At 38.9% G+C, this 6,962-nt stretch carries 3 protein-coding genes and 1 pseudogene; 1 reads left to right on the plus strand and 3 read right to left on the minus strand.

What is annotated here, in order from left to right; translation table 11 throughout:
- The 3 genes from GZ996_RS06725 to GZ996_RS06735 form a co-directional block, all read right to left on the minus strand.
- Nucleotides 1–456: a CtsR family transcriptional regulator gene (locus GZ996_RS06725; RefSeq protein ID WP_156806847.1), complete on the minus strand. Its 456-nt coding sequence runs from the start codon at nt 454–456 to the stop codon at nt 1–3.
- Between the two features lie 170 nt (nt 457–626).
- Nucleotides 627–989 (minus strand): DUF1033 family protein, encoded by a 363-nt coding sequence (locus GZ996_RS06730; RefSeq protein ID WP_156806845.1) that lies wholly within the window; start codon nt 987–989, stop codon nt 627–629.
- An 885-nt stretch (nt 990–1,874) separates the two neighbouring features.
- A complete protein-coding gene (locus GZ996_RS06735) occupies nt 1,875–5,513 on the minus strand; it encodes a MucBP domain-containing protein (RefSeq protein WP_162011655.1) in 3,639 nt (1,212 codons plus the stop codon).
- Nucleotides 5,514–5,749: 236 nt separating this feature from the next.
- Between GZ996_RS06735 and GZ996_RS06740 the strand changes: the two are divergent.
- Nucleotides 5,750–6,541: pseudogene (locus GZ996_RS06740) on the plus strand (IS30 family transposase); the annotation flags it as partial.
- Nucleotides 6,542–6,962: the final 421 nt, after the last annotated feature.

Genomic DNA, 6,962 nt, shown 5'->3' on the forward strand with positions numbered 1-6,962 from the left:
TTATCCTTTTCTATCTAATCTTTGAAGAAGTGTACGAAGTTGTCTCGCGCGAATCTGATTCGCATTAACACCTAGAATCTCATCACTACAAACTCCCAATAAAATATTTCCTTCACGCTCTGTGATGACGCCTTGATCATAGAGAAGTTGCATTAAATCAGCAAATATTTGTTCCGTTGGATTTTGGCAATACTTACTTAGTAAGTCACCTAAAAAATGGTGCTGATCGGAAAAAGCAACCTTAACAATACGGATGTAACCACCGCCACCTCTTTTACTTTCTACCACATAGCCGCGACTTTCTGTAAACCGTGTCTTAATCACATAATTAATTTGGCTAGGAACCACTTGAAATGATTCCGCCAATTGGGAGCGCTGAATCTCTGCAACACCCGTTTGAGCTAGTAGGCGTTTGATATGCTCTTCAATATAATCAGAAGTGTTTTTTAGGACCATAACCCCTCCTTTTACATAATCAATTTAAAACTAAACCGCATTGTTTCTGTGATACTCTTAAAAACAGTTCTATATTTTGACTAATACTGACCTTATTATAGCAAATTTCTAACCATTTTTGAACTATTAGACTTATAGTTGACGAAAAAAAGGAGACTTAGCTCCTTTTATTAACCTAATGCGCATGCTGAAGGAAATTTCGGCTGATCATTTGCTTCTTCCAACAACTTATCATGACACCCTACTGGTAGAATTTCAAAATCTTTGAGTAGAGCAATAGAGTGGTACTGCTGTAAATTTTCATCACACTCTTCACACCAGCGTTGTTCATTAACGTCCCAAAAAGTAGCCAAAAAACTAGATCGACTTTCAAAGCTAGGAAACACCTTTTTTAATCTTTGCAGCAGTTCAAGATACTCTTTCACAGCAACATTAAAATCTTGAAATTCTTGCAAGGAGACAATATCATTCTTCCAATCCTCTAAAAACCACCAGGGTTCAAAATCCCCATATAATTTAATAATTTGATACATAATACATTCCTTATCGTTTGACCTATTATATAAGATTTTTGTCTGTATTGGAAAAGATTTGCTCAGAGAGAACGTATTCCTTAAAATAATCTAAATCTCTGGAAAGAGATACAGACCAACAAATACTCTATCTTAGACTTTTCAAATCAAAGCGCAGCTTTTCTTTTGAAAAAATGAATACATTGAAATAATGCTAAAATGCAACATTCTTTATAATACTAATTTAGATTTTTTAGTATTTTTGTTAGCAATTCTCCTAATATGGCGTGGATGCTCCTACGAAATTCCTTCTTCTTGGCAAGGCTAGCTCTCCTCGCTATATCATTTTAAACTCAGACTGAAACCAGCCACCGGACAGTTTGAGTTTACCACTACGGAAAGTGCTAGTTGTGGCGATTTTGCCGCCTGTAAGGAGTGGAGAAAATACCAGTAATGGGAGATTAGGAAACAACTCCATATTGAAAAGAAATGAATTGTAACACTAAGACAATTTATCTTCAACAAGATTACTATTTTAAAGAAAATGCAAAGCATTGCTATAAGATAGAATCAAAAAATGCGAAACTGAAATACAGATATTCTCTTGATGTGGTTATGGCTCAGGTCTTTTCAACATGGAATTACAAGCAACCACAGCGATTTTTGTGGCTAATATGAAATGGATTATGACTCTTATCAATCAAAAATAGGGCAAAGCAAAGAGGAATCTACCCAAATAGTAGGAGATAGATTCCTCTTTTTTTTATTTTATTGAAGCTATAAAGACGACTTTTTCAGTGGGTTCGCAAACTTATCCTCTCTTGACGTTAGAATAGTCAATTCACTACAGTTGACAAAGATTCGAAAGCCGTAGCACAGAAATTGAAGTTTCTAGATAATCATCTCTTAGTCTTCTTTGCGACGGAAGAAGCCTGCAATCCCAAAGATAGCTAACATAGTTACTCCCGCTAAACCTAATGGAGACCCACTGTCACCTGTACTTGGAAGGGGTTGACCAGTTGGAGTTACCGTCGTAGTTGCTTGATTAGGTTTTACTGATGATGGCTCAGTTTCCTTCACTTCTTCATACTCATAGGTAATAACCTGTTTGCCTTCAATTACCTTCCCATTTGACGGAGCATCCCCTTCATTTTTACGAATAGCAACTAATCTATAGATTTTGCCATCTTTCTCAATAAGTTTCGGTGCTTCATCTGTATATGGGGTGTCAACCGGAGTATCTTGTGGTTTAACCGTCCGATGGTTTACGATTTCTGTATCTGTTCCTTTAATGACATACCGAGCAACAACCGAACCTGTCTTCACAACTGGTTGCTCAACAATTGGTTTATACAGGTAAACAACATGCTGAGTTCCTTCAGTAACAGTTCCTTTAGCTGGAGCACCTGTTTCATCTACTTTAACGAGCTCATAGCCTTTAAAGGTTTCTGGAGTTGTTACATAGGCCTCACCAACTCTACCATTACGGATAACATCAGTAGTCTTTCTCAAAACCTTGCCGTCGAGGGTCTTATGCTCAACTGTTACTGTACCGTTCTTTTCAACTACCGTTTCAACCTTTTTGTAGATGTAAGTAACAGTCTTCTCACCCTCTTCAACTTTACCGTTAGCATCTGCGCCTGTTTCGTCAACCTTCACAAAGGTGTAGCTATCGAAGTTACCAACAGAAGTCTGATAGTCTGAGCCAACAGCGCCATCACGAACAACGTCTACTGGTCCTGCAAGGACTGTGCCATCTTCTGTGATGTGACGAACAAGAACACTACCTTTCTTAGTTTCTGGGGTTGGAGTTTCTGCAACCTTTTTGTAGATATAAGTAACAGTCTTCTCACCCTCTTCAACTTTACCGTTAGCATCTGCACCTGTTTCGTCAACCTTCACAAAGGTGTAGCCATCGAAGTTACCAACAGAAGTCTGATAGTCTGAGCCAACAGCGCCATCACGAACAACATCTACTGTTCCTGCAAGAACAGTACCATCTTCAGTAATGTGACGAACAAGCACACTACCTTTCTTAGTTTCTGGGGTTGGTTGGTCAACTTTTGCTACATAGTAGTAGTTAACTTTCTTTGTCGTATTGGCTTCAATCTCACCTGTTTCTTTATCCCCGTCGGTGTAAGCGTGGGCGCTCGTTTCAGCGGTTACAAGAACATAAGTTTTGCCGTCAACGGTAATTTCTTCTTTTTTCTTAGCTGTTGCATCATAGGTCGAACCAGCTTCACCATCTACTACAAGATCTTCTTTTGTAATGGCGTCATTTGCCAGTACTTGGCCGTCCTTATCAACAATATGGTAATGCACTTCTACATTTCCTTGCTCAGCAACCGGTTGAGGCTCTTCTTTCAACTTGTAAACATAAGTAATAACACGCTCACCTGGAAGAACTTCACCTGAAACAGCATCAATAGCTAATTTAAGAGCATCAATCTTAGAGGAGCGTAAGTTGTTATCAAGTGTTACTTCACCAACATTATAGAAACCTTCTGGAGCTAGAACATATGTCTTATCCCCAACTTTAATTTCAGCTGGTTTTTCATTATTCTCAGTTGCGTCATATTTCGTACCGACAGGTGCATCTTTTGTATCAACAAATTGAGGTTGTAATTGATTCCCATCAGTATCGACATAGTTGACTAAGACAGAGCCTGTTTTTACCTCTGGTTGTTCGATATAGTAATAGTTAACAACTTTTGTTTTGTCCGCCTCAACAAGAGCCTTATCACCATTTTCAGCATCTCCATCAGTATAAGGCTTAGCACTTGTTTCAGTTGTTACAAGAACATAAGTTTTGCCGTCAACAATAATTTCATCTTTTTTCTCATCTGTTGCATCATAGGTCGAACCAGCTTCACCATCTACTACAAGATCTTCTTTCGTAACGGCGTCTTTCGTCAGTACTTTACCATCCTTATCAACAATATGATAATGAACTTCTACGTTTCCTGTTTTTGGAGTATCTGGGATTGGCTCGTACAGGTACACAACATGTTGTGGGTTTTCAGTTACTTTACCTTCGGCTGGAGCACCTACTGGATCTACTCGAACCAACCGATAACCTGGAAATTCCTCAGAGGTTGTACTGTAAGACGTCCCAATAGAAGCATCTTTTTGGACATCTGAAGTAACTTTCAACACTTTCCCATCAACCGTCTTATGCTCAACTGTAACAGAACCTTTTACTTCTTGGTAGACATAAGTAATCGATTTCTCTTTGTCTGCTTCAATTTTTCCTGAAACAGTATCCGTACCAAGTTGTTTTGTTGTGTCTGTCAAATTATTAACTTCAGATACAGTACCTACTGGATACTCACCGGCTGGAGCCAAGCGGTAAATTTTTTCACCAACTTTGATTTCAGTCGGTTTTTCATCTTCACTTTGGGCAGTATCATATTTTGAACCTGCATCCCCATTTTCTGTATCTTTATATGTTGGTTTCAGTTTGATCGTACCGGTAGTATCTGTATAGTTAACGATAACAGAACCTTTTTTTACTTTTTCTAAACGAACTGATAAACGGAAGAGGTCAGCGTTAGAAACTTGTGAGAGGCGACCATTAACAACTGCATAATCTGACCATGCTTTGTTAAAGCCATTAGTTCTTCCATTTCTTGTAAAATCACTCCCTGCTCCAGAAAACATTGAATATGGGGTAGCACTGTGAGAGAGTTTAAAACTCACTTCTGAAACGGTTCCAAGAATACGCACTGAGCCTGTTCCTGCTGGAACCATATCTGGATAACGTCCAGAACCTGTACCACTTGCATCGGCAGGAACCACTGAACGATTGTATGTATTTTTTTCTGCGGCTTCAATTACTGTATCGGTAACTTTTAAATTAGCGCCCGTACTTGCTGCTTCTAAACGGACACCATTTGTCAGCAAAGATAAAATAGTACTATTATAGGATCCACGGCCATTTGTCTCTCTATCCAGATAACCATCTGCCGAACCACCGATACCAGAAACATCTATAATTGGGTTCACAACAGGCTCACTAAATCTAAACGTTATAACTGCTTCCTCACGAGCACCATTAAAATCCCACTGACTCGGATTATTGTAAGGAAGAGGCTGTACATAAATCCCTAATGCTGGAGTTGTTGCTGGATTAGGATTGCCGACAAACATATCGGAAGTAGCTCCATAAGAAGACTGATTATCTCCTTCAACTAGATAAGACACTCCCTCTGGAACAGTTCCAAAAGGAGTAATAGTAGCTGTTAGCTTAATCTCTTTCCCTTCTTCATTACGGATAATTGTCTCGGCACCTGTGTAAGCAGTCATAAAATTAGGATCAATGTACTTATTTCCAGAAGAAATTTGATTGTTAAGTGTCCAATTCGTACTGGTCAAATAGGTCGCTTCTGCAGCATATACCACTTGACTATCTGAACTTGGAAATCCCCCTACTTGAACAGCTGTTGTAAACAACAAAGCTCCTACTGTTACAGAAGCAAGTCCTTGTTTGAACTTTCTAAGCCCAAAACGTTCTTTCTTGTTTGTATGAAAATGTTTACCAAACATTTCAATATCTCCTTTTTTTCCAAACTATTTCCCTACATATCAAATGATTGTAGCTTCAATTATCCCCTCAGGGGACTATTTTGTCAAGCTTTTTGACTCTTCATCGCAATAAACACACTAAGAAAACTATTTCCTTTTTAAAAATATTCCCGCGTTGTAAAATGAAGTGCAACAGAAAAGACATGTTCGTCTGATATACTAGAATTCCCCCAACTCAGTATAGAAAGCAGATGAACATGTCCACTAATCATTCTACCAAAAATCGATCTTATTCACACCTCTCAGCCTCTGAACGAGGAGAAGTTAGTACCTATCTCAAGATGAGTAAGAAAACCGCTGAGATTGCTCGCCTTCTAGGTCCTCATCGCTCGACGATCAGTCGTGAAATCAAGCGTGGCAGCGTCGTTCAAGTTCAAGATAAGAATGGAAAACTCTTATACTCAAACGTCTACTTTCCAGACAGTGGTCAACGTGTCTATGAGACCAATCGACAAAATAGTACTTATTGCAAACTAGGAGATTGTTCCAAGACCTTCTTTGAGAAGTTGGAAAAGACTTTGAAATCCCAACCTCGCTGCCACAGTATCGATACCTTTGTCCGAACCTACAAAGAGGAACATCCGTTTGAAGTCATTCCGTCAACCAAAACAGTGTACCGTTACATCAAAGATGGCCTGTTGACGATTAAACCAATTGATTTCCCTAAGATGGTGAGCATCCGAAAACGGTCTAAAGTCACATCTAAGGTCGCAAAGAAAGTCCTAGGCAATTCCATAGAAGAACGTCCTGAGTCAATTAACGACTGTTCTACGTTTGGCCACTGGGAGATTGACCTTGTACTCGGTAAGAAAACCAAGGATGAAGCTGTTGTTATGACCTTGATAGAACGCCAGACTCGGTTTGCCCTGGCTTGTCAATTGCCGAATAAGCAAGCAGAGACGATTAACGCTACAGTTAAGGAACTTCTTTTAGAGTATCCTATTCTTTCGATTACGTCGGACAATGGTTCAGAGTTTAGTAAGATGAATCATTTTAATCCCAGCTAATACCATTAGTTATTCTATTTTTTGTCCTAATCTATTTTCAATTTACTATAATATGATCATCTGTGACAATATAGTTCTATCTCCTCTAAGAACTTTTACCCCAAGTGTATGACTTGCCGCCATATTAAAAACAAAAAAAGAGGGAAATCCCTCTTTTCAGGCTCTATAATTTCTGTAGTGGGTAAATTCCCCGCAGAGATTATGGAGCCTTTTTGAGTATAGAAAAAGTCCCATATGACCTATAATGAAAAGCGACAAAACAACTCATTAGAAAGCCTCATATGGAACAATTCGATTTTATCACAAACCTACTCGGAATAAAAGACCCTAATATTACGATTTTGGATGTCATCGATGCTGGAACCCACAAGGAAGTTCTCGCCAAGCTGGAGTACCAAGCTCC

It is taken from the genome of Streptococcus sp. S784/96/1 (assembly GCF_902729355.1).
Classification (GTDB): Bacteria; Bacillota; Bacilli; order Lactobacillales; family Streptococcaceae; genus Streptococcus; species Streptococcus caledonicus.